Below are 20,238 nucleotides of genomic sequence, written 5' to 3'. Positions count from 1 at the left end.
GGCTCCTACTCCAGCGTCTCCGAGTCCACTTCGCTTTCCGTCGCCCGCTCGACCGCGCGGTCGACGTGGCGCTCGCGGGCGCGCTCGACGAACTCCTCCGGCAGTTCGTCTATCTCGCCGGCCTGAACGCCCCAGAGCTTCGCGTAGAGCCCGTCCGCCGCGAGCAGCTCGTCGTGGGTGCCGCGCTCGACGACCTCGCCGTCCTCCAACACGAGCGCGGTGTCGGCGTCGGTCACCGTCGAGAGGCGGTGCGCGATGACGAAGGTCGTCCGGTCGGCCGCGAGGCGGTCGAGCGAGCGCTGGATCAGCATCTCCGTCTCCGTGTCGACGGCCGAGGTCGCCTCGTCGAGGATGAGTATCGCGGGGTCCTGAAGCACGACTCGGGCGATGGCGAGCCGCTGGCGCTGGCCGCCGGAGAGCTTCACGCCGCGCTCGCCGATCCGCGTCTCGTAGCCGTTCGGCAGCGACGAGACGAACTCGTGGGCCTCCGCGGCCTTCGCGGCCTCGACCACGCGCTCCCGGACCGCCTCCTCGTCGAGGCCGTCGGCGCCCGCCTCCTCGATCCGCGTGAACCGCCCGTACCGGATGTTCTCGGCGATGGTGCCGTCGAACAGCGTCGTGTCCTGCGCGACGTAGCCGATCGACGAGCGGAGGCTCTCGACGGTGACGTCGCGGACGTCGTGCCCGTCGACGCGGACGGCGCCGTCGGTGACGTCGTACAGCCGGAGAAGCAGCTTGAGCAGCGTCGACTTGCCCGCGCCGGTCGGGCCGACGAGGGCGACCGTGTCGCCCGGGTCGGCGGTGAAGGAGACGCCGCTGAGGACTTCCTCGTCGGCGTCCTCGGGGTCGACGAGGGCGTTCTCGGGGTACGCGAAGGAGACGTCGTCGTACTCGACGGCGCCCGCGACGCCGCCGTGATCGGGGTCGTCGGCCGGCGTCACGCCGCCGTCGTTTCGGGCCCCGCCGTCGCCCTGCGCACCGCCGCCGAGTTCGATCGCGTCGTCGTCGTCCTCGATGCGGACCGGGATGTCCCGCAGGCCGAACACGCGCTCGCAGGAGGCCTTCGCGTTCTCGTACTGGTCGATGATGTTCGACACCTCGGCGAGCGGGGCGACGAACTGCTGGGTGAGGAGGACGAAGGTGACGAACGTGCCGACGGTCAGCTCGGTGGAGAACGGGCCCGGCGGGCCGTTCGCGAGCCAGAAGCCGCCGACCGCGAAGGTGGCGGCGAAGGCGAGCCCGGCGAGCAGCTCCATGCCGGGTCGGTAGACGTAGTTGAGCCGGAGGATCGACATCGTGCGCCGGAAGTACGAGTAGGATGCGTCCTCGACGCGCTCGCTCTCGTGGGCTTCGGTGTTGGAGGTCTTCACCAACTCGACGCCGGAGAGCGCGTTCTCGAGGGCGGTGTTGAGGTCGCCGACGACCGATCGCTGGGCGGTGTACCGCGGCTCCACGGCGCGCATGAACCAGAGCGTGAAGAGGAACATCAGCGGGATCGCGGCGAGCGTGACGATCGCGAGCTCGTAGTTGTAGTAGGCGAGGACGCCCGCGATCCCCACGAGCATCACGCCGAGGCGCGCGGAGTTCTGGAGGGCGTTGTCTAAGAAGACCTCCAGGTTCGAGGCGTCGTTGTTGAGGACGGACATGACCTCCCCGGTCTGCTTGTCGTCGAAGAAGGTCATGTCGAGCCGCTGCATCTGGTCGAAGGAGTCGGTCCGGACCGAGTGCATCACCCGGTGCGCGAAGTTGTTCGCGGCGATACCGTAGACGTAGGTGAACACGCCCGTCACGATGAACGACGCGAAGATGAGGATCACCGAGAGCCGGAACTGCGCGGGCTCGGCGGTCGGGAGCCACGCGTCCGGAACCAGCGGGAGCGTGTACGGACCGGTGCCGGTGAAGACGGCGTCGATGGCGACGCCGAGGACGACCGGCGGGACCAGTCCCGCGACGCGGGCGACGACGTTGGCGACCATCCCGATCACGAGCCAGTGGGCCTCGGCGGCGCCGTACTCGCGGAACAGCCGACCCAGGGGTCGATCCACCCGGTCGCGGTACACTTCGAATGCGTTGCGCTCGTCTGCGGCCATGGACGTACGAACGCGGCGACCCGCATGTATCCGGCGGCTTCGGCGGCTCGTTCCGGGTTCCGGCAACTGGCGATTACCTGACCGACTAGCAATAAATAGCTGATCGAGTGCGGCGGCGCGTGCCGACGAGCGGCCGACAGGCTGCGAGTCGCACGCGCGAGGGACGCCGTGAGTGACGGGCGACCGGAGGGAGCCCGGAGCGAACGGCGAGGCTGGGGAGGCGTGAGGCTGCGGTGCGGGGCGGTCGGGGTGGGACTCAAAAGGGCAGCCGCGAGGGCGGCGCAGGCGATGTAAGGACCACAGGGAGCGAGCGAAGCGAGCGACCGAGGACCGCAGCGAGCGTGCGCCGCCCTCGCGGCTGGGGCTTTGGAGGTGTTCGCAGTCGATCGCTCGTCGACTATTTATAAACGAAGATCTGGAGTTCTGACAGCGACCACGACAGAACCACTAAGCGAGTACCGTCGCCGGACGGTTTAATAAGCGCCGCTCGAACCCACGCACGTGGACGAACTCGTCGTGCGGACGGAGGTGTACGCCGACCCCGAGGAGGTGTACGCGTTCCTGCTCGATTTCCCGCGGTACGCGAACTACTCCGAGTACCTGCGGGAGGTCCGGACCGTCACCGGCGACGGCGGCCCCGGGACCCGGTACGCGCTCACGTTCGCGTGGTGGAAGATATCCTACACCGCCCGCTCGGAGGTGACCGGCGTCGAGCCGCCCGAGCGGATCGACTGGGAGATCACGAAGGACATCGACGCCGGCGGCTGCTGGCGGGTGACCCCGCCCGGGGGCGACGAGTCCGACGGGAACGGCGCCGACGGAACGGGCGACGGCGACGCGGACGCGACCGGCGACGACCCCTGTGAGGTCGCGCTCGAAGTCCAGTTCGACCCTGGGTCGGCCAGTCCCGACGCGCTCGACCTGCCGCGGCTCGTCTCGTTCGACTGGGTGTTGAAGAAGGCGATCCCGCTGATCAGAGACGAGGCCGAGCGCGTCGTCGAGCGCGCCGTCCAGGACTTAGAGGGGTCGACCCGGGACGTCGACCTCGACGTGTACGTGGACTCCGACCGGATCTGAGCGCGCGGCCCCGGGTCCGCGATTCGAAGCCCTTAAGATATTCACCGGGAAACCAACGAGTGCGTTCGCGGGCTCGTAGATCAGTGGTAGATCATCCCCCTGGCACGGGGAAGGCCCGGGGTTCAAATCCCCGCGAGTCCACTCGACTCACTTCGTTCGTCTCGTTCCCTCGCGTGGTCCCCCGCGAGCCCATTCGGCTCCCTCCGGTTGCCTCATCTCCTCGCTTTCTTACGGCGCTGAGATCGACACGGTCGCCGAGATAGGCAGTGAGCGACTAGAAGGGGTCGCGTGTGGCCGCGTCGGCGATGCTCGTCGATCCAGCGGCACCACGCGTCGAAGTCCTCCGCGCCGCACTGGTCCGCGATCGACTGGAGCGTCCCGATCTTCACCCGGTCGTGTAGCGGGACAGTGACGGTTCGGACCTCGCCGGTGTCGGGGTTCGTGTACTTCAGAATCGCGTGGCTTCCGCGCTGTCGGTCTTTGCGGTAATCGAAGGAAGTGAGCACGCTGACGATCTCTCGGCCGGAGATGTTTCGCGGCGGACCGCTCATTCCTCGAACCAGGGAGCGTCCGGCTCGGGTGCGTCCGTGTCCGCCTCACGGGCTTCCTTCGTCAGTTCGACCGCCTCGTCGAGGTTCGAAAGCGCCTCCTCGCGCGTCTCGCCTTGGCTGGCGACGTTCAGCTCCTGGTCGATCGCCGACCAACCGCCCTCGTCCTCCTCGATTAGGCGGATCTCTCGGCCAGTGCTCATGGGAGTCAGTAGTCATCAACGCGGAATAAGCGTTCTGTCGCTTCGAACACCGCTTTCGAACGCCCGGGCCGCGGACGGTTCGATCCTCGGGGCACAGAAATGGGCTCGGGGATCGAGATTCCCTCCCGGCGAGACGAGGCCACTCCGTTCGCCTCCCCGCACGAACGCTGGAGTGAAGCCGCGAGAGACGAACAGCCGACCGTGTTGACCGACGCCGAGGAACGGCTCGTCGAGGGGGTCTTGGAGGTGGGCGAGGTCATCGAGCGGGACACGTTCGAGTTCATGATCGAGGAGGGCCTGCCCGCGGAGGAGCTCCGAGTCCTCGGGGGCGACGGAACGGCCGAGGCGGCCATCGAGGGCCTCGAATCGAGGGGGCTCGTCACCACCGAGCGGATCGAGGAGACGGTGCGCGACAGCAGTTCCATAGACGATTCGCTCGCCATCCCCGGAACGGGGTTCGAACGCGTCGAACGCCGGTACGTCCGCTTCACCGAGGAACTCGAAGCGGAGTTCCGCGAATAGGGGATCGGTCGCGTCCGACCGACCCCGTCGCTCAGTACGGACGAATCAATTAGCGTCAGTTATCTCGGTGGCGCGCCGGTGAGCGGTCGCCGCAGGCGACCACGAACCGCCCGCGAGGGAGTCGGCCGACCGCAGGGAGGCCGACGAGGCAGGGACTCCGACCGTCCGCCGGATTCCCGACCGCAACGCGTCGCCCGACTCGTTCGCGAGGTATCACGTATGGAACGGGCGAACACCGGCGGCCGTATAGACTTTCCTTCGACGACCGCCCCCGAATCTCGGCGTTCCCGGACCACCGATCCTCCGAGCGCCCGACCCGCGCGATCGGCCGATCTCACCCGACGCCCGCCTCACTCCGGCCACGCCTCCCGCTCCCGCCGGTCCGCCTCGCCCGTGAGCTCCGGCGGCACCTCCTCCAACAGCACCGGCGCGAACGAGGCGCCGACGTGCCACGCGACGACCTCGTCGTCTAACGCCTCCAGCCGCACGTCCTGCTGGCCGTAGAATTCCCCCTCGACCGTACAGGAGCCGCCGCCGTCCGCGAAGCAGACGTCGCCGCGCTCGTCGAAGGTGACCTGGACGTGCGCGTCGCGCGCGTCCTCGACGAACTCCCAGGTGAACCGCTCGTTCCCGACGATGTCCTCGCGCGCCGCGAAGTAGTCGAGCGCCGCGGCCACCTCGCGTTCGACCCGGGTCGGCACGTCCCCGCTCTCGGCGCGCAGGTGGACCTTCACCGGCCGGTGGGTCGCGAGCGTGCTCGTCGCGTTCATCAGCCCCGCCGGCTCCTCGCCGTGTTCGAGCCCTTGGACGTGGCCGAGCTCGTGGATGACCGTCGCGTTCATGTCCGCGTCGGAGATCCGGGGGTCGACGGTCGCGGTCATCGGCGTGCGCGGCTCGTCGACGAGGAGGTCCGCGCAGCCGAAGTACCGCGCGTCGCCGTCCTCCACGCCGCACCGCTCCACGCGGTCGAACCGGAGGACGACGTCCGCCCGTTCCTCGTCCGCCACCCGCTCGTAGGCGACCGGGTAGCCGAGGTAGCGCCCGTCGTTCCGCTCCCAGTAGCCCGTCGCGGCCGCGACGACCGCGGAGACGTTCCGGTCGACCGCGCCGTCGTCGACGTAGAGACCGAGCGTCGTCTCCCCGTACGGACTCGGGTGGACCAGCGACACGGTCCGCTCCCGCGTTTGGTTCGCGGTCGTCACGACGACCGGGTGCTCGCCGCCGGCCAGTCGCACGTTCGCGAACGCGACCGACACCCGCTCCGCCGCGCCCCCGTCGAGCGCGACCGTCCGGTTCGCGCTCGCGCCGGCCCCGTACCGGATCCGGACGGTCTGGTTGCCCGCCAGATCGCCGGCGTTGGTCACGGTCGCCGTGACCGTGAGGTTCTCTCCGTACCCCACGCTGTCCGGCGCCTCGATCGCGGAGACCGCGAACGTCGCCGCGCGAGCCTCCTCGACGACCAGCGCTCGGGTCGCGGTCGCCTCACCGACGGACACCGTCAGCTCGTGTTCGCCCGGGGCGAGCGCCGCGGCGTCGACCTCGGCCGTCACCGTCAGCGTCCCGTTCGCCGGGACGGACCGGTTCTCCGAGCGCAGCGTTCGGTCACCGACCCGGACCGTCACCCGGACGGAATCGAGCGTCGCGTCCGAACCGCTCTCGCCCGCCGACCCGCCCGCGTCGCTCGCGAGGCCCTCCCACCGAGCGGTCGCCTCGATCGTCGCCCGTTCGTCGTGTTCGAGCGATTCGGGCGCGGAGACGGACTCGATCGACGGCGACGGGTCGGCCGGCCCGACGGCGTCGCCGCCGAGGCCGCCGCAGCCGGCGAGCGCGACGAGCAGTGCGAGGGCGACGGCGGCGCTTGCGGTACGCATCTCGTCTTCCCCTCGGGACCGGACACGGATAACGTTCGTTTCAACCAGGGGTCAGGTGCGGGGATGTCGGGCTCGCTCTCGCCTCGGCTCGGACCGACGCCGGACGCCAGGTTCGCGTCACCGAACGACACTGGCTTGTCGCCCACCCCCCAACCGGGAACGTGACGCTTCGACGCGACGTTCTCGCGGCGATCGACGCTGACCGCGGCTCGTTTCGGACCCGCCTCTCGGCGCTCGCCGACGAACGCGGGCTTGACCCGGACCTGGTTCCGGCCCGGTCCGGCGATCCCGACGACCGCGCGGAGCGCGAGGCGATGCTGGTCGACCGCGTCCGCGCGTTCGACGACGTCCCGCTCGGCCTCACCCTCACCGGACCGGCGTACCGCGATACGCCGATCGTTTACGTCAACCGGTGGTTCCGCGACTGGACCGGCTACGCGCTCGACGACCTCCGGGGCCGGAACCCCCGCCTGTTCCAGGCGGCGGACCCGGACGCCGATGTCCGCGCCGAGTTCCGCGACGCCCGCGCCGACTTCCGCGAGGCCCTCTCGACGTGGTCGCGGGTCACGGTCGAGGTCCGAAACCGCCGCCGGGACGGGACGCCGTTCGTCGCCCACGTCTCGCTGCGGCCGCTCTTCGGCGACGCGGGCACGGTCACGCACTGGGTCGCCGCGCAGGAGCCGGAGCCGATCGAGGGGTCGGAAGCGCGGTTCGAGTAAGGAAGCGACCGCCGCCGCCGATCGAACGGATCCGGCCGCTCACCACAGCGTCGACGTCGGGACGACCGACGGGAGCACGCCGCCGCCGGTCGCGTCCTCGACGACCGCCTCGGCGACGTGCTCGCCGCTGAGCAGGCACATCGGCATCCCGATGCCGGGGTTGGTGTACGCGCCGACGTAGTAGAGGCCGTCGACGCCGGGCGCGCGGTACGCGGGACGGAGCGGCCCGGTCTGTCCGAGCGTGTGCGACAGCGCCAGCGCGGTCCCTCGAGGCGCGTTGAACCGCTTTCGGAAGTCGGAGACGCAGGCGGTCTCCTCGAAGACGATCCGGTCGCGGAAGTCGACCCCGGCGTGTTCGGCCAGGTCGTCGAACACCCGCTCGCGGAACCGCTCGCGGGTCTCCGAGTCGTCGTCCAGCCCGGCGGCCAGCGGCACGAGCAGGAAGACGGCCTCGTGGCCGTCGGGCGCCGCCTCGGGGTCCGTCTTCGAGGGGACGTGGACGTAGTACGCGGGGTCCTCGGGCCATCCCGGCTCGTCGAAGATGGCGTCGAAGTGAGGCCGCCAGTCGGTCGGGAACACGAGCGTGTGGTGGTCCAGGTCGACCTCGCCCTCGACCCCGAGGTACGCGAGATACGCCGATGGCGCGTACGTCCGCGACTCCCAGTACGACTCGCGGTCGACGGTCCCGGCGGGGAGGAGGTCGCGCTCGACGTGCGGCGGGGCCGCGTTCGCCACGACGCGGTCGAAGCGGGCGCTCGACGGCGTCGCCGCGGCGTCGCCGCGCTCCGCACGACCCTCCGTCTCGACGGTGAACTTCGGGACCGACGCCGCGATCGACGGTTCGATCGCGGTCACCGGCTCGCTCGTCCGGATCGAGACGCCGAGTTCGCGCGCGAGGTCGGCCATCGCGTCGACGACGCTCGCGATCCCCCCGACCGGGTGATAGACGCCGAGGTTCATGTCGACGTGGCTCATCAGCGTGTAGATCGCGGGCGTGTTGTACGGGGAGCCGCCGAGGAAGACGAGCTTGTACTCCGCGATCTGGCGGAGCTTCTCGTGGTCGAAGTAGTCGCCGACGTAGTCGTCCATCTCGCGGAGCTTCGGGAGCGCGCGCCCCGACCGCAACACGTCGGCGTCGACCATGTCCCGCAGCCGCGACCGGCTCGGGTAGACGAACCGGTCCATACCGAGGTCGTACGCCTCGGCGGCGTCCGCGAGGTAGTCGTCGAGGACGTCGCCCGCGCCCGGCTCGTACGACTCGAACAGCGCCTTCTGTCCCGCGCGGTCGGCCGGCATCGACGCGCGGTCGCCGTCCTTCCAGATCACCTCGTACAGGGGGTCGAGCTCGATCAGGTCGTAGTAGTCGTCCGTCGAGCGCCCGAAGAACTCGAAGAAGCGGTCGAACACCTCCGGCATGAGGTACCACGAGGGGCCGGTGTCGATCCGGAACCCGTCGCGCTCGATCCGCCCGGCGTACCCGCCGGGGTGTTCGTTCCGCTCGAAGGCGGTCACGTCCGCCCCCGCGTCCGCGAGGTAACAGGCCGCGGAGAGCCCGCCGAAGCCGGCGCCGACGACCGCGATCGACTCCCCGGCCAGCGGCTCGGCCGCGTCCGACAGGTCCGCGTCCGGTTGGGTGGGCATCGCGTCACCCTACGCGTCCGGGAGCGTTTACCCTGCGGTCATACCATGTTAGGGGCGTCGCCGTCGCTCGATTCCCTCGCCCCCGTCAGCCGTCGTCTCCGACGCCGTCGCCCTGAAGCCGCCGGGCGCCGAGCGCGAACAGCCCCAGCCCGATCAGGTAGAGCCGCCAGCCCGCGTTCGCGACCGGGAACCGGCGGTCGACCGGCTCCTCGACGTCGAGATCGGGGTCGCGCGGCTGGACCGGGTTATTGACGTGGACCGACTCGCTGGTGCCGCCGGCGCCCGCGTCGATCGTCCGGCTCCCCGTCTCCGGGTCGATCCGCACGTCGACGAACGTCTGGACGAACCCGTCGGCAGTCGAGTACAGTATCTCCCCGTCGAGGCTGAAAAAGCGGTCGCGGAGCGGCCAGAACGCGTTCACCCCGTCGAGGTGGGTCCAGTCGAGCGCGACGTGCGCGAAGCCGTGGACGAAGAGGGCGACCCACGCGACCGCGACCCACCGCGGTGAGAGCCGCTCGCGGACCCACGACCGCTCCCGGACGCGGGTGTCGTAGTACAGCGCCAGGGCGGCGACCGCGGGGAACACGAAGTTGTGGCCGACGGTGCGGTGTGCGCCCTCCATGACCACCCCGAGGAAGCTGTCCGCCTCCGGGAGGACGAGGACGACCAGCAGGACGGCGAGCGCGCGCCGGTCGTAGTACGCCCCGAGCAGCCCGGCCGCGAGCAGCAGCGCGAACCCGGCGTGAACGACCGTCGAGGGCATCTAGCGGGCCACCTCCGAGCCGTCCGCCGCGTCCCCGCCGCGGCTGCCGAACCGGACCGCGAGCGTCGCGGCCGCGGCGGCGACGACGACCAGCTGCCACCCGCCGTCGACGAACCGGAACTCACGGTCGGCGCCCGGATCGAGGCCGGGACGGCCGTCGGGGTTCACCCACGAGGCGACCGGGTCGGCGACCGCGCCGCCGGCGGTCCGGAGCGGCAGGACTCCCGACCCGTCGCCGCCGAGCGCGAGGAACGTCTGGACGATTCCCTCCTGCGTCGAGAACACGAGCCGCCCGCGGACGACGTAGCGCGCGTCCTCCAGCGGGTACAAAAGCGCCGCGCCCTCGCCGGCGAACAGCGCCGCGCCGATCCCGGCGACGACGAACGACGCGAGCGCGACCCACGCGATCCTGACCGCGCGCCGGCCGCCTCGATCGCGGAGGGTCGACTCCGCGCGCAGCGCCGTGTCCCAGTGTAGCAGTCCGCCGACGAGAAGGGGTGGCCAGACGGCGTGGAGGAGGGCGTTCGTCGCGCCCGGCACGACGAGGCTCGCGGCCGCGTCGAGGGAGGGGAGGACCGCGGCCGAGACGACGACCGCCACCGCGCGCCGGTCGAACGCGTCCCCCAGCAGCGCGGCCGCGAGCAGCGCCCCCACGGCCGCGCTCACGGGCGTCGGCGCCATACCCCCACTGACGCTCGGAGCCGAATAAGCGCTCCGGGGAGCTTAGTTGCGGTCCTCCGGGTCCGCCTCGGGATCGCGGGGACTCGCGTCGGGGTCGGCGGGGTCCGCGTCGAACTCGAAGCTGTCGGCGGTCGAGTCGGGAGTCTCTCCGGACTCGTCGTCGCGGTCGCCGTCGGTGTTGCTGTTGTCGTTGCCGTCGCGGTCGCCGTCGCCGTCGGTGTTGCCGTCGCGGTCGCGGTCGACGGTTACGCGCTCACGGTCGGGTTCGCTTTCGCCCGCCCGGCCGCTCGCGTCGCTGTCACCGTCTCCTTTTCCGCCGCCGAGCAGCGAGACGGCCATCAGCCGAGCGCCGCCCGCGATCAGGTTCGCCAGGTGGAGCCCGACGAGCAGGCCGACGACCCCGAGCCCCGTCGCGAGGGCGGCCTCGGGCGCGGCGTCGACCGTCCACACCACCGGTTCGCCGTTCAGTTCACCGAACTCCGGGGAGTAGGGGTACCGGACCGGCGCGGCGACGAGGGACAGCGCGCTCGCGAGGACGGCGAGCGGCGCGAACGCCAGCAGCGTGACCCAGAACTTCAGCGAGAGGAACCCGAGCCCGCGCCACGTCGACGGCGCGGCGAGGTACGCGCGAACGGTCGCGATCGCGCCGGTCGAACCGTCGTTCGCGGCCGCGGGGATGTCGTCCGCCGCGACGAGGTCGGTGCCGAGCAGGCGGTTCGCCAACCACCGTTCGAGGCCCGCGACCGGCCGCGAGCCGACGACGGCGGCGGCCAGGACCCCGATCCCCACGAGGACGACCGAAAAGACGAGCCCGAACGCGAGCGCGAACGAGGCGACCCCCGAGTAGACGACCCACAGCGGGACCGCGACCAGGAGGTACAGGAGGCGGCGATACGTGCGGCCGTCGGCGACGACGCCGACGACGGGGAGGTTCGCGAGCGGTCGGCGGGAGACCATACCGCGACTGGTTCGCCGTCCGACAAAAATCGGTCGCTCCCCCGGCGACTCAGGCGAGGAAGAAGTCGATCGCGTTGCCGGACGACTGCCCCTTGTACAGCTCGGAGTAGCCGCACTCGGCGCAGGAGACCACCACGAACTTCCGGTTCTGGACGTCGAACATCTTCGTGAGCCCGGTGCCGCTGGTGGCGATCTCGTCGGTCTCCGTCTCGGTGCCGCCACACTTCGGGCAGCCGTCGTCGCCGTCGCCGCCGAGCGAGGCGGGACGGTCGTCGGCTCCGGCGTCGGGGTCGCCGTCTTCGACCGAGCCGTCGCCCGCGCCGTCCCGCTCGTCGCTCGATTCGTCGTCGAAGACCGAGTACTCGGTCTCGTCGTTCTCGGAGGGCATCGGCCGCGAGTCGTCGGTTGAGGGATAAACCTCTTGTGCCGTCGCCGGCCGCCCGTCGCCTACGCCGCCCACGCCGCCGCTCCCGCGCCGGCGCTACTCGTCGATCTCGTCGACGAGTTCGTCGGCGAAGCCGGTGTAGCCGGTCGGGCTCAGCGCCTTCAGCTCCGCGCGCACCGCGTCGTCGACGTCGAGGTCGTCGAACAGCTCCCGGAAGTCGTCGAGCGTCACCGACCGGCCGCGAGAGAGCGCCTTCACGCGCTCGTAGGCCTCCGTATCGCCCTCGCGGCGCAGGATCGTCTGGACCGCCTCGCCGATGACTTCGGGGGTCGCGTCCAGCTCCTCCCGCATGACGGTCTCGTTCGGGACGACCTTCCCGAGCCCGTCCGCGGCCTTCGAGTAGCCGATCAGGCAGTGCGCGAGGGCGGCGCCGACGTTGCGCTTGACGGTGGAGTCCGAGAGGTCGCGCTGGAGCCGGGAGGTCGTCACGTAGTCGGCGAGGAAGGTGAGATCGGAGTTCGCCTTCGAGAGGTTCCCCTCGCTGTTCTCGAAGTCGATCGGATTGACCTTATGCGGCATCGTCGACGAGCCGGTCTCGCCCTCGACGGCCTCCTGCCCGAGGTAACGGTCGGAGACGTACAGCCACGCGTCGAGGTCTAAATCGAGGAGGACGTCGTTGACCCCCCGCAGGGCGTCGAACAGCGCCGCGAGGTCGTCGCAGGGGTTGACCTGCGTCGCGAGCGCGGTGTGTTCTAAGCCGAGGCCGCGCACGAACGACGCGGAGAACCCCCGCCAGTCGACGTCGGGGTAGGCCGCGCGGTGGGCGGCGAAGGTGCCCGAGGCGCCCGCGAGCTTCCCCGAGAGGTCCTCGTTCGCGACGACGACCCGCCCCAGCGCGCGGCCGAGCCGCGCGGCGTAGACGGCCATCTCCTTCCCGAAGGTCGTCGGCGTCGCGGGCTGGCCGTGCGTGCGCGCCAGCATCGGCGCGTCGCGGTACTCGTGCGCCAGTTCGACGAGCGCGTCGCGTACCTCGCGGACCGCGGGGACGATCACCTCGCTCACCGCGCGCTTGACGAGGAGCCGGTGCGCGAGGTTGTTCACGTCCTCGCTGGTGAGCCCGAAGTGGATCCACGGGAACAGCGACTCGGCGTCGTCGAGCGGGGCGTCGCGCTCCCCGTCCGCTCCGTCCTCGGCGAACTCCGCCAGCCGGACGCGGAGGAAGTACTCGACCGCCTTCACGTCGTGGTTGGTCGCGTCGTACCCCGCGGCGCCCTCGGTCTCCAGCGCCTTGATCAGGCGCGCGTCCTCGGCGTCGAACGCCTCGTAAACCCCGCGGAGCGCCGCTTCGGTCGCCTCGTCGAACGCGATCGGCGTCACGTCGAGCGCTCCCAGCGCGAGCAGGTACTCGACCTCCACGCGGGTCCGCGCGCGCATCAGCGCGGCCTCGCTCGCGTACGGGGACAGCGGCGCCGTCCGACCGGCGTACCGGCCGTCGAGCGGCGAGACGGCCGCGAGCGGGTCCGACCGAGAGAGCCCCGGGATGGCGTCGTCCGCCGTCGGTTCGAAGTCGTCGGTCATGTCCGCGACTGCCCCCGGAGCCAGCAAAAGCGTGTCGATGGATCGACGCACGGACGTGGATCCGTGGCGTCCTCGCGCCGCGACGATACCCCGTTCCGATCCGTGAACGTGGACAGGAATGCGGCGCGGACCGCAATCGATATACCCGATCGGTCGGAGGGTTCGGACATGAAGATCGCGGGACTCGCGAGCAACCGGGGACGGAACCTCAGACACATCGCCGACGCCGCGCCGGGCGGCGCGGCGCTGTCGGTCGTCCTGACGAACCGCGAGCAGGCGCCCGTGTTGGGGGCCGCGACCGAGCGCCGGATCCCGACCGAGGTCGTCGAGCGCGACGAGGGCGAGTCGCGCGAGTCGCACGAGCGCCGGATCGTCGAGCGCCTGTCGGACTACGATGTCGACCTGGTCTGTCTGGACGGCTACATGCGGGTGCTGACCGACGAGTTCCTCGACGCCGTCCCGACGACGCTGAACGTCCACCCCTCGCTGCTCCCGTCGTTCCCCGGCACGGACGCCCACGAGCAGGTGCTCGACGCGGGCGTCCGGACGACCGGCTGTACGGTCCACGTCGTCACCGAGGAGGTCGACGCGGGGCCGGTCGTCACCCAGGAGCCGATCCCGGTGTACGAGGACGACGACGCCGACTCGCTGAAGGCGCGCGTCCTCCGCGAGGCGGAGTTCACGGCGTACCCGCGAGCGGTCCGCTGGTTCGCCGAGGACCGCGTGACGGTCGAGCGGAACGCCGACGGCGAGCCCGTCGACGTCGCGGTCGAGGGCGACGTGGGCGGCGACTTCCCCGAGCGGCGCTTCGTCTCGGAGGAGCGGACCGCCTCGCTGCGCTACGGCGAGAACCCGCATCAGGACGCCGCGCTGTACGTCGACGACGGCTGCGAGGAGGCGAGCGTCGTCGAGGCCGACCAGCGCAACCCCGGCGCGAAGGGGATGGGGTACAACAACTACAACGACGCCGACGCCGCCCTCGACCTCGTCAAGGAGTTCGACGACCCCGCGGCCGCGGTGATCAAGCACACGAACCCCGCGGGCTGCGCGGTCGGCTCGGACCTGGCGGACGCGTACGACCGCGCGCTGCGGACCGACGCGAAGTCGGCGTTTGGCGGCATCGTCGCCCTGAACCGGGAGTGCGACGCCGACACCGCCACCGCGGTCGCGGACTCGTTCAAAGAGGTCGTCGTCGCGCCCGGCTACACCGACAGCGCGCTCGACGTGCTCCGCGAGAAGAAGAACCTCCGCGTGCTCGACGTCGGGCCGCTCGGTGAGGGCCAGGACCGCTTCTCCGAGCGGTTCACCGAGAAACCCATCGTCGGCGGCCGCCTCGTCCAGGAGCGCGACCGGCAGTCACCGACCGCCGACGACCTCGAGTTCGTCACCGAGCGCGAGCCGACCGACGGGCAGGTCGAGACGATGCTGTTCGCGTGGCAGACGCTCAAACACGTGAAGTCGAACGGTATCCTCTTCGCGACCGGCACCGAGACGGTCGGCGTCGGGATGGGACAGGTGTCCCGCGTCGACGCCGTGACGCTCGCGGCGATGAAAGCCGAGAAGGACGCCGAGGGCAAGTCCGCCGAGGGCGCCGTGATGGCCTCGGACGCCTTCTTCCCCTTCCCGGACGCGATCGAGGAGGCGGCCGACGCCGGCATCGAGGCCGTGATCCAGCCCGGCGGCTCCGTCAACGACGAGGAGGTGATCGCCGCGGCCGACGAGCGCGACATGGCGATGGCGTTCACCGGGTCGCGCTGCTTCCGGCACGACTGATCTCGGCGGGCGGAAGCCCGCCGACCGTTCGGTGCGTCGTCGCGCTCGCGCCGCTACTCCCGCCAGTCGCTCGGCACGTACTGGTCGAACTCGGGGTCGGCCGAGCGGGCGAGCGGCCGGAACGCCCGCTCCCCGTCGACCCGGAACTCCTCGATCTCCGACTGTCCCGGGCCGGTGAGGTACCCGACGTAGGACATCGCGAGCGGGTACGAAACGTCGTGTCGGGCGGGGTTGACCGGAATGACCGCGTACTCGTTTCGGAGCAGCGGCGGCGGGTCGTCGATCCCGAAGTCGACGTGCCGCGTCAGGCCGCCGTCGCCGCCGACGGCGAGGAACGTGCCGCGGTCGACGAGGGTGTAGGCGTTCGACTGCCGGGCCGCGACGAGCGTATCACCCATCCCCTGGCCGGTTTCGAGGTACCACTCGCCGCCGGGACTGACGCCCGCCGCCTCCCATATCCGGAGCTCTCGAACGTGCGTCCCCGACCGGTCGCCCCGCGACAGGAACGTCGCTTCCGCCTCCGAAATCGCTCGAAACGCCGACACGGGGCCCCTTCCGGCGACGTCGGCCGGATCGTCGGGCGGACCGACGACGAGGAGGTCGTTGACCATCACGCTGCGCCGATTGATCCCGTACCCCTCCCTGAGGAACTCGTCTTCCAGCGGGCGGGCGTGGACGAGGACGACGTCGCAGTCGCCGTCCCGGGCGGTACGGAGCGACGCGCCCGTTCCGCGCGCCACCGCGTCGACCCCCGACCCGAACCGGCCGGTGTACGCTCGGTTGAGGACGGCTAGTACACCGCTGTCGTACGCGGTCGTGGCGGTGGCGAGCGTCAACGAGCCGAGGCGTGGTCGGGTCTCCTCGGTCCGATTCGCACAGCCGGCCACCGAGACGGCGCCACCGAGGCCGAGTGCCCGCAGATACTGTCGCCGACGCGTACCCACGATAGCCGAATATGGTTACATCTCGTGAAAAAAGTACGCATTTTTCGTTATCTCAGCCGGGGTTCGCGCGATACGCGTCGGATCCGCGCGGCGGATCGTCTCTTCGACCGCGACGCGAGTCTTCCCCGCGAGTTCTCGCCGCCGATCGGAGTCAGCAGCGGCGTCTCCGCCGTCGGTGGCTCACGCGGACAGTCCGACCCGAATATCGACCGCCTGAAACGATAACCCCACGCGGACCGCCGGATCGACGGCGCTTTTTTCTCGGGCCGTCGTTGCCCCGATCGGAGACGACCGTGGCCCAGTTCGGCAACTCGGTACGGCTGCTCGGGGACCGGGAGTTCGCGGCGCTCGCCGGGACCGCGTTCGCGCGCAGTCAGGCGTACTCGACGATCCTCATCGCCCTCGCGCTGTACGCGGACCTCTTCGGCACCACGGGGTTCATCGAGGGGCTGTTCGGCACCGCGTTCGCGGTCGTTCAACTGGTCATCGTCCTCCCGCTGGGGCGGAAGGTCGACACCGGCAACGCGAAGCGGTGGCTGCTCGGCGGCTTCCTGATCAACGTCGCCGTCTTCGTCGGCTTCGCCTTGGTCGACAGCTCGGTCCACGTCATCCTCGTGCGGATGGTTCAGGGGCTCGGCGCGAGCGTCCTCTGGATCACGGGCGCGACCGTGATCGGCGAGATCAGCCCGGACGACGAACAGGGGCGGTGGCTGGGCTCGTACAACCAGTTCGCCTCCGTCTCGTCGCTCGCGGGCGACCTCGTCGGCGGCTACCTCCTGTACGCCTACGGGTTCGCGGAGACGTACCTCGTCTTGACGCTCGTCACGCTCGCCGCGTTCGTCCTGGTGTTCGCGTTCCTCCGCGACAACCCCGGCGGCCGGAAGGACCCCGATGACGCGGGCGGCCTGGAGACGTTCCGGTCGCTGCTCGGGCTCCCGATGCTGCGCGCGCTGGTCTTCTTCCGGTTCACGTTCAGCGTCGGGAAGATGGCGGTGATCATCTTCCTCCCCATCTACGCGCGGACGTCGTTCGACATCTCCGCGTTCGCCATCGGCTGGATCATGGCCGGCGGGAAGGCGACGAAGGCGCTCACGCAGGGGTTCGTCGGCGACCTCACCGACCGCTACGAACGCACGTACCCGTTCGTCGCGGTCGGTGCGCTCCTCTACGGCGTCGGGACCGCGATCATCCCCCTCGCGGCGTACTTCGAGGGCACGCTCTCGCCGGTCACCGTCTCGTACCTCGGGGGCTTCCAGACGCTCGGCGGGGCCTTCTTCGCGCTGTTCGCCGCCTACTCGCTGCTCGGGATCGCCGACTCGATCCGGCTGCCGGCGAGCATGTCGCTGTTCGTCAGCGAGGGCGAGGCGTACGACTCCGTCGCCAGCGCGATGAGCCTGCGCTCCGTCTCGTGGAAGGTCGGCCAGGTCGTCGGTCCCGTGCTGGTCGGGACCACGATGGACGTGACGACCACCGAGACGGGGTTCCTGCTGGCGGCCGGGTTCATCGCGTTCGCGACCACCGGCTTCGCGTGGCAGGCGCGGCGGGCCCACCGCGCCGGCCGGGATCCGGGACCGACCGTCCCCGGCGACGACTGACACCGATCAGCGGGAAATCTCGTTCAGAGCGTGTAGTCGTGTTCGCCCGTTTCGGACTCCAAGAAGGCCGTCAGCAGGTCGATCGTCGCTTCGACGTCGCCGCCGTCGGCGGTCTCGGTGACGGTGTGGAGGTATCGCGTCGGGATCGAGATGGCCCCGACGGGCTTGGCGCCCGCCCCGGTCTGGAACCCCGCGGTGTCGGTGCCGCCCGCCGGCAACACCTCGTGTTGGTGGTCGATCCCCTCCTCCTCGGCCACCTCGGTGAGCCGACCGTGGACCTTCGGGCTGGTGATCACCGAGGAGTCCTTCAGCTTCACCGCGGTCCCCTCGCCCAGTTCGGTGACGGCGTCGGCCGGGCTGCCGATCTGCGGCACGTCGTTGGCGACGGTCACGTCCAAGGCGACGGCCAGGTCGGGGTCGACGTCGACGCCGAGCGCCCGCGCCCCCCGCAGGCCGACCTCCTCCTGGACCGTCGCCGCGAAGTGGACCGTCACGTCCGGATCCTCAATCCGGCGGGCGGCCTCCAGCATCGCGAACAGGCAGATCCGGTCGTCGAGCGCCTTCCCCGTGACGCGGTCGCCCATGCGCGTCGTGGTCTGGTCGAGGGTGACGAGGTCGCCGACGCTCACCAGGTCCGCGACCGTCTCCGCGTCGCGCCCGAGGTCGATGAAGACGTCTTTCACCTCGTCGGCTTTCTCCTGCTGTTCCTCCGTGAGCGTGTGCGGCGGGACCGAACCGATGACCCCGGTCAGGTCCTCGTCGCCGTGGACGGTGACGCGCTGCGCGCGAAGCACCCGGGCGTCGAAGCCGCCGAGGGGGTCGACCTGAACGAACCCCTCGTCGGTGACGTGGCGGACCATGAAGCCGATCTCGTCCATGTGGGCCGCGACGGCGACGGAGTAGTCGGAGTCGCCCTCGATCGTCCCGACGACGTTGCCCATCGCGTCGCTCCGGACGCGGTCGACGCGGTCTGCGAACTCGTGGCGGACGATCTCGCGGACGTCGTCCTCGTAGCCGGGGACACCGCGGGCCTCGGTCAGCTCTCGGAGCAGGTCGAACTCGAAGTCGAACTCGCGTGGCATACCACGTGGTGACCGCGCCACCGACTAAATTCCGCAGGATCCGGTACGCCGCTCGGATCGGGAGTTCGCGGGACGACTTTCGAGGACGCCGTCCGGCTACGGACGTTCCGTCGTCAGGCGATCCCGGGGACGAGGCGGAAGAACCCGTAGGCCAGAATCGTCGAGACGGACGGGCCGATGATCCACATCGAGACGTACTTCATTATCGCCCGGGGGTTGAACAGGTCTCCCGCTTCGAGCACCTCGTCGGGCTCATTTTCCCCGATCGGTGCGGCGGGTTTCCCCGCCATCTCTTCGGCGGTGATCGCGCCGGGAACGATCTCGGATTCCCCCGTGTCCCGAGTGACGGCCTCGCGGACGGTGACGGGACGGGTCGCGCGGCCCCAGCCGATCCCGACGATCGTCATGACCGTCGCCATCACGAGGCTGATCGGGATGCCGATCGCGGAAAGCGCCGTCGTGATCGTCGACGCGGTGAGCATAACGAACAGGGCCGCAAGCAGCGGAATGTCGCTCAGTTCCCCGCCGACCGATTCCATCGTCCGGCGAGCGATCGTGAAGCCGCCGACGCCGATAGCGAGCGTGGCGATGATAATCGCGGTGTCGTCGGGGAGTCCGCCGACGCCGCTGACCAGCGGTGCGGCGGCGTTCGGGACGTTGCTCGCCCCGGCGCTGAACGACATGTAACAGCCGATAAGGATCACGACCACCGTGCTGAGGAGCTCCGACCACGTCGTGTTCGGACCGAACTCCGGTTTCGGAACTCCTCCGCTCCGGTCGAAGACCAGTAGCGGACCGTCCGACTTGTCGATCTCCACCCGTCGGTTCACCTCGGGGTACAGGTAGCGTCCGACGACGCCGCCAACCCAGAATCCGATGATCGGCGTCACGATCCACCACGAAATGATGCCGGACATGGTCTCGTAGTTGAGCGTCTCAGTCGCCAGTCCGAGCCCGGCTATCGCGCCGACGGTCGTCATCGAGGTCGGCACGGGGACGCCGAAGATGTTGGCGACGAGGATACCCAGTCCGATGAAAAAGAGGATGGCGACGCCCGCCGAGAGCCCGAGTTCCGTGGTGATGATGCCCTCGCTCAGCGTGTCCATGACGTTCCGTCCCACCGTCCACCCGCCGAGGAACACGAAGAACGTCATGAGCCCCGCGGCGGTCGTCTTCCTGATGATGTCGGCCCCCACGGGCGGCCCCCACGCGATTCCCGTCGACGAGCCGCCGATATTGAATCCGACGAAGATAGCCGCGATAACGCCGACTACGAGAACGGTCTCGACCATTATCGATCGGTACACGCACCCCCGTAAAATAAGTAGCGTCATAGCCGAAGACGCGTCGTCGGAGCGGCGACGCGTCGGCGGGTTCCACCGAACCGGTCTCCGAACGCCGTATTCGTGTCATCGAGATCGGTGGTCCCGCGGCTCCGTTCAACGCTAAACGAGTTCAGCGTTGTTCCGGAACCCTTTTGCGGTCGCTCTCGGGATGAAACGTGTATGAGCGACGTGAGAGCGGAACTCCGCGAACAGTTCTTGGACGCGTTCGGCGGCGCAGATTTCCCCGTCGAGAACCAGATGGACCTCGTTCCGGCGCTGCCCGACGGTCCGGCGACGAAGTTCGAGGCCGGCGACGTGAGCCTCACCGCCATGGAGCTGGCGGCGAAGCTCGGCAGCGAACAGGAGTTCCCCTACGACTCCGCCGAGGCCCTCGTCGACGACATCCTCGACGGGCTCGAGGCGAAGGAGATGATCTGAGTCGCTCGGGACGAGCGGGACTGTCCCGCCGACGATCCGCAGCGCC

Annotated in this window: 18 protein-coding genes, 1 tRNA gene and 1 pseudogene; 7 read left to right on the top strand and 13 right to left on the bottom strand. The window is 70.1% G+C overall.

Annotation, left to right across the window (positions count from 1 at the left end; all coding sequences use genetic code 11):
• Positions 1-5: 5 nt before the first annotated feature.
• Entirely contained in the window at positions 6-2,090 is a 2,085-nt protein-coding gene (locus tag EXE42_RS04965; RefSeq protein ID WP_137706006.1) for an ABC transporter ATP-binding protein, read from the bottom strand.
• Positions 2,091-2,591: 501 nt separating this feature from the next.
• Here EXE42_RS04965 and EXE42_RS04960 point away from each other — a divergent pair.
• Both EXE42_RS04960 and EXE42_RS04955 read left to right on the top strand, forming a co-directional pair.
• The gene (locus EXE42_RS04960; RefSeq protein ID WP_137706005.1) at positions 2,592-3,167 is read left to right on the top strand and encodes an SRPBCC family protein; all 576 of its coding nucleotides are present in this window, start codon (positions 2,592-2,594) and stop codon (positions 3,165-3,167) included.
• A 69-nt stretch (positions 3,168-3,236) separates the two neighbouring features.
• A tRNA-Ala gene (locus EXE42_RS04955) sits at positions 3,237-3,308 on the top strand.
• A 161-nt stretch (positions 3,309-3,469) separates the two neighbouring features.
• Here the strand turns inward: EXE42_RS04955 and EXE42_RS04950 are convergent.
• A pseudogene (locus EXE42_RS04950) lies at positions 3,470-3,718 on the bottom strand (type II toxin-antitoxin system HicA family toxin); the annotation flags it as partial.
• On the bottom strand, positions 3,715-3,918 hold the full coding sequence (locus EXE42_RS04945) for a type II toxin-antitoxin system HicB family antitoxin (protein ID WP_092921224.1): 204 nt from the start codon (positions 3,916-3,918) through the stop codon (positions 3,715-3,717). The gene EXE42_RS04945 and the pseudogene EXE42_RS04950, both read right to left, overlap by 4 nt.
• Before the next feature lie 99 nt (positions 3,919-4,017).
• Between EXE42_RS04945 and EXE42_RS04940 the strand changes: the two genes are divergently transcribed.
• A complete protein-coding gene (locus tag EXE42_RS04940) occupies positions 4,018-4,440 on the top strand; it encodes a hypothetical protein (protein ID WP_241988332.1) in 423 nt (140 codons plus the stop codon).
• 350 nt (positions 4,441-4,790) lie between these two features.
• Here the strand turns inward: EXE42_RS04940 and EXE42_RS04935 are convergent, their stop codons facing one another.
• Positions 4,791-6,311, bottom strand: coding sequence for an Ig-like domain repeat protein (locus tag EXE42_RS04935; protein ID WP_137706004.1), 1,521 nt, complete (start codon positions 6,309-6,311; stop codon positions 4,791-4,793).
• Between the two features lie 161 nt (positions 6,312-6,472).
• On the opposite strand from EXE42_RS04935, the gene EXE42_RS04930 reads away from it, so the two are divergent.
• The gene (locus EXE42_RS04930) at positions 6,473-7,030 is read left to right on the top strand and encodes a PAS domain-containing protein (protein ID WP_137694316.1); all 558 of its coding nucleotides are present in this window, start codon (positions 6,473-6,475) and stop codon (positions 7,028-7,030) included.
• Positions 7,031-7,069: 39 nt separating this feature from the next.
• Here EXE42_RS04930 and EXE42_RS04925 read toward each other — a convergent pair whose 3' ends face one another.
• From EXE42_RS04925 to purB, 6 genes are all read right to left on the bottom strand, one after another.
• A complete protein-coding gene (locus EXE42_RS04925; protein ID WP_137706003.1) occupies positions 7,070-8,671 on the bottom strand; it encodes an NAD(P)/FAD-dependent oxidoreductase in 1,602 nt (533 codons plus the stop codon).
• Positions 8,672-8,756: 85 nt separating this feature from the next.
• Complete coding sequence (locus EXE42_RS04920; RefSeq protein WP_137706002.1) at positions 8,757-9,434, bottom strand: metal-dependent hydrolase; 678 nt, start codon at positions 9,432-9,434, stop codon at positions 8,757-8,759.
• Positions 9,435-10,115, bottom strand: a complete 681-nt coding sequence (locus EXE42_RS04915; protein WP_137706001.1) for a hypothetical protein — start codon at positions 10,113-10,115, stop codon at positions 9,435-9,437.
• A 42-nt stretch (positions 10,116-10,157) separates the two neighbouring features.
• Positions 10,158-11,072, bottom strand: a complete 915-nt coding sequence (locus EXE42_RS04910) for a sensor domain-containing protein (protein WP_137694319.1) — start codon at positions 11,070-11,072, stop codon at positions 10,158-10,160.
• A gap of 49 nt (positions 11,073-11,121) precedes the next feature.
• Positions 11,122-11,460 carry a zinc ribbon domain-containing protein gene (locus EXE42_RS04905; RefSeq protein WP_092921230.1) on the bottom strand — a complete coding sequence of 113 codons (339 nt, stop codon included), beginning with the start codon at positions 11,458-11,460 and terminating at the stop codon, positions 11,122-11,124.
• A 93-nt stretch (positions 11,461-11,553) separates the two neighbouring features.
• Positions 11,554-13,035 (bottom strand): adenylosuccinate lyase, encoded by a 1,482-nt coding sequence (purB, locus tag EXE42_RS04900; RefSeq protein WP_137706000.1) that lies wholly within the window; start codon positions 13,033-13,035, stop codon positions 11,554-11,556.
• A gap of 168 nt (positions 13,036-13,203) precedes the next feature.
• On the opposite strand from purB, the gene purN reads away from it, so the two are divergent.
• Complete coding sequence (gene purN, locus EXE42_RS04895) at positions 13,204-14,808, top strand: phosphoribosylglycinamide formyltransferase (protein ID WP_137705999.1); 1,605 nt, start codon at positions 13,204-13,206, stop codon at positions 14,806-14,808.
• Between the two features lie 53 nt (positions 14,809-14,861).
• On the opposite strand, the gene EXE42_RS04890 is transcribed toward purN, so the two are convergent.
• Entirely contained in the window at positions 14,862-15,752 is an 891-nt protein-coding gene (locus tag EXE42_RS04890; RefSeq protein WP_137705998.1) for a substrate-binding domain-containing protein, read from the bottom strand.
• A 293-nt stretch (positions 15,753-16,045) separates the two neighbouring features.
• On the opposite strand from EXE42_RS04890, the gene EXE42_RS04885 reads away from it, so the two are divergent.
• Positions 16,046-17,347: an MFS transporter gene (locus EXE42_RS04885; RefSeq protein ID WP_137694323.1), complete on the top strand. Its 1,302-nt coding sequence runs from the start codon at positions 16,046-16,048 to the stop codon at positions 17,345-17,347.
• Positions 17,348-17,370: 23 nt separating this feature from the next.
• Here EXE42_RS04885 and EXE42_RS04880 read toward each other — a convergent pair whose 3' ends face one another.
• Positions 17,371-18,429 carry a M42 family metallopeptidase gene (locus EXE42_RS04880; protein ID WP_137694324.1) on the bottom strand — a complete coding sequence of 353 codons (1,059 nt, stop codon included), beginning with the start codon at positions 18,427-18,429 and terminating at the stop codon, positions 17,371-17,373.
• Between the two features lie 113 nt (positions 18,430-18,542).
• Positions 18,543-19,721, bottom strand: a complete 1,179-nt coding sequence (locus EXE42_RS04875) for an inorganic phosphate transporter (protein ID WP_092921236.1) — start codon at positions 19,719-19,721, stop codon at positions 18,543-18,545.
• A gap of 213 nt (positions 19,722-19,934) precedes the next feature.
• Here EXE42_RS04875 and EXE42_RS04870 point away from each other — a divergent pair, with 213 nt between their 5' ends.
• Complete coding sequence (locus tag EXE42_RS04870) at positions 19,935-20,192, top strand: MTH865 family protein (protein WP_092921237.1); 258 nt, start codon at positions 19,935-19,937, stop codon at positions 20,190-20,192.
• The last annotated feature ends 46 nt before the right edge of the window (positions 20,193-20,238 follow it).

The sequence above is a fragment of the Halorubrum sp. SP3 genome, assembly GCF_005435195.1.
GTDB classification, from domain to species: Archaea; Halobacteriota; Halobacteria; order Halobacteriales; family Haloferacaceae; genus Halorubrum; species Halorubrum sodomense.
Note: the sequence above shows the minus strand (reverse complement) of the source record. Positions and strands in the feature narration are given on the sequence as shown.

Bases quoted from the DNA above. Each gene is read 5' to 3' on its own strand.
- EXE42_RS04965 (WP_137706006.1), bottom strand. From the start codon at position 2,090: ATGGCCGCAGACGAGCGCAACGCATTCGAAGTGTACCGCGACCGGGTG.
- EXE42_RS04945 (WP_092921224.1), bottom strand. From the start codon at position 3,918: ATGAGCACTGGCCGAGAGATCCGCCTAATCGAGGAGGACGAGGGCGGT.
- EXE42_RS04940 (WP_241988332.1), top strand. From the start codon at position 4,018: ATGGGCTCGGGGATCGAGATTCCCTCCCGGCGAGACGAGGCCACTCCG.
- EXE42_RS04935 (WP_137706004.1), bottom strand. From the start codon at position 6,311: ATGCGTACCGCAAGCGCCGCCGTCGCCCTCGCACTGCTCGTCGCGCTC.
- EXE42_RS04925 (WP_137706003.1), bottom strand. From the start codon at position 8,671: ATGCCCACCCAACCGGACGCGGACCTGTCGGACGCGGCCGAGCCGCTG.
- EXE42_RS04920 (WP_137706002.1), bottom strand. From the start codon at position 9,434: ATGCCCTCGACGGTCGTTCACGCCGGGTTCGCGCTGCTGCTCGCGGCC.
- EXE42_RS04915 (WP_137706001.1), bottom strand. From the start codon at position 10,115: ATGGCGCCGACGCCCGTGAGCGCGGCCGTGGGGGCGCTGCTCGCGGCC.
- EXE42_RS04910 (WP_137694319.1), bottom strand. From the start codon at position 11,072: ATGGTCTCCCGCCGACCGCTCGCGAACCTCCCCGTCGTCGGCGTCGTC.
- EXE42_RS04905 (WP_092921230.1), bottom strand. From the start codon at position 11,460: ATGCCCTCCGAGAACGACGAGACCGAGTACTCGGTCTTCGACGACGAA.
- purB (WP_137706000.1), bottom strand. From the start codon at position 13,035: ATGACCGACGACTTCGAACCGACGGCGGACGACGCCATCCCGGGGCTC.
- purN (WP_137705999.1), top strand. From the start codon at position 13,204: ATGAAGATCGCGGGACTCGCGAGCAACCGGGGACGGAACCTCAGACAC.
- EXE42_RS04880 (WP_137694324.1), bottom strand. From the start codon at position 18,429: ATGCCACGCGAGTTCGACTTCGAGTTCGACCTGCTCCGAGAGCTGACC.
- EXE42_RS04875 (WP_092921236.1), bottom strand. From the start codon at position 19,721: ATGGTCGAGACCGTTCTCGTAGTCGGCGTTATCGCGGCTATCTTCGTC.
- EXE42_RS04870 (WP_092921237.1), top strand. From the start codon at position 19,935: ATGAGCGACGTGAGAGCGGAACTCCGCGAACAGTTCTTGGACGCGTTC.